This window comes from Aquabacterium sp. UBA2148 (genome assembly GCF_002328915.1).
GTDB lineage: Bacteria > Pseudomonadota > Gammaproteobacteria > Burkholderiales > Burkholderiaceae_C > Aquabacterium > Aquabacterium parvum.
Window position 1 is genome coordinate 3,019 of record NZ_DCXA01000319.1, and the last position, 1,472, is coordinate 4,490.

General features: G+C 70.1%; 2 protein-coding genes. Both read left to right on the forward strand.

Annotated features, from left to right (window positions below):
* Positions 1-541, forward strand: a 541-nt coding sequence (locus B2W70_RS17850; RefSeq protein WP_286747872.1) for a helix-turn-helix domain-containing protein, incomplete at its 5' end; no start/stop codon positions are given.
* Between the two features lie 35 nt (positions 542-576).
* The coding region (locus B2W70_RS17855) for a DUF2804 domain-containing protein (protein ID WP_286747874.1) at positions 577-1,472 on the forward strand (896 nt) is incomplete at its 3' end.

Below are 1,472 nucleotides of genomic sequence, written 5' to 3' on the forward strand. Positions count from 1 at the left end.
GGTGCGCCAGGTCGCCTTCGTCAACCCGCCGCCGGCCGACGTGCAGCCCTACCGCGACTTCTTCGGGGGCGAGGTGCTGTTCAACATGCCCCTGACCCGCGTGGTCTTCGACATGACCTACATGGCCATGCCGCTGCGCAAGTCCGACCCGGCGCTGGCCGACTTGCTCGACCAGCAGGCGCGCCAGTTGCTGCAGCAGGTCTCCAAGGTGCCGGCCGTGGTCGACGCCTGGCGGCTCACCCTGGTGCCCCTGATCCGCGAGGGCCGCACCTCGCTGGCCGCGCTGGCCGAGGCCCACCACAGCAGCCCGCGCACCCTGCAGCGCCGCCTGGCCGAGCAGGGCACCACTTTTCAGCAACTGCTCGACGACACGCGCCGCCACCTGGCCGAAGCACACCTGCTCGACGGGCACCTCGACCTGGCCGAGATCTCGCTGCTGCTGGGGTACTCCGAGCAAAGCGCCTTCACCCGCGCCTTCCGCGCCTGGACGGGCTTGCCGCCCGCGCAGTGGCGCCGTCGCCATCGCCTCGAAGCGGCTTGAGCCGCAGCCCTGGCCTGCCTCGGAACCCGCCCACCGTGAACGCTGCGCTGCCTCACCTCGCTGCCGACGCCTTGCCCCTCGCCCCTGACGCGGCGGTGCTCCATGGTCGCTTGCAGGCCGGGCGCTACGTGGGCCGCTTGCCCGAGGTCGATTGGGCTGGCCTGCACGACGCCCAGGCCCGCCCCGATTGGTGGCTGCGCTGCCACCACAAGCGCTGGACCTACGTCGGCATCGGCACGCCCACGCTGTTCATCGGCATGGCCATCGTCGACCTGGGCTGGTCCACGACCGCATTCGCCTACGTGTTCGACCGCCTGCGTCAGCGCCTGGTGGTCGATTGGGACGCGGTGGGCCTGCCCAAGCTGTCAGGCCAGGTGAACAACGGGGCCCTCCAAACCGGTCAGGCGTGGTTCCGCTCGTTCAACGGACGACTGGCCTTTCGGCCTGCTGCCGACGACACGCTGCACATCGACTGGCGCACCAAGCACGTCCAATTGCAGGCCGAGCTTGACCTGGGCCGCATGCCGCCCAGCCTGCTGGCCATCGGCACGCCCAAGGGTGGCCTGGCGCACGCCACGCACAAGACCTCGGCGCTGTCGGTGCGCGGCTGGCTGTCGATGGATGGGCAGCGCCTGAAACTCAACGAGGGCAACGCCAGCATCGACAGCTCCAATGGCCTGCTGGCGCGCGACACCGCCTGGCGCTGGGCCAGCGCGCACCGCCCAGGGCTCGGCTTGAACCTGCAGTCAGGCTACTTTGGCGATCAGGAAAACGCGCTGTGGCTCGATGGTGACCTGATCCCGCTGGGCTCGGCGCACTTCGAGTTCGATCCGGCACAGCCGCTGGCCGACTGGCGCATCCGCACCGACGACGGCCTGGTCGATCTGCGCTTCAAGCCGCTGGGCGCACGCTGCGGAGACAAGCGCGTGGT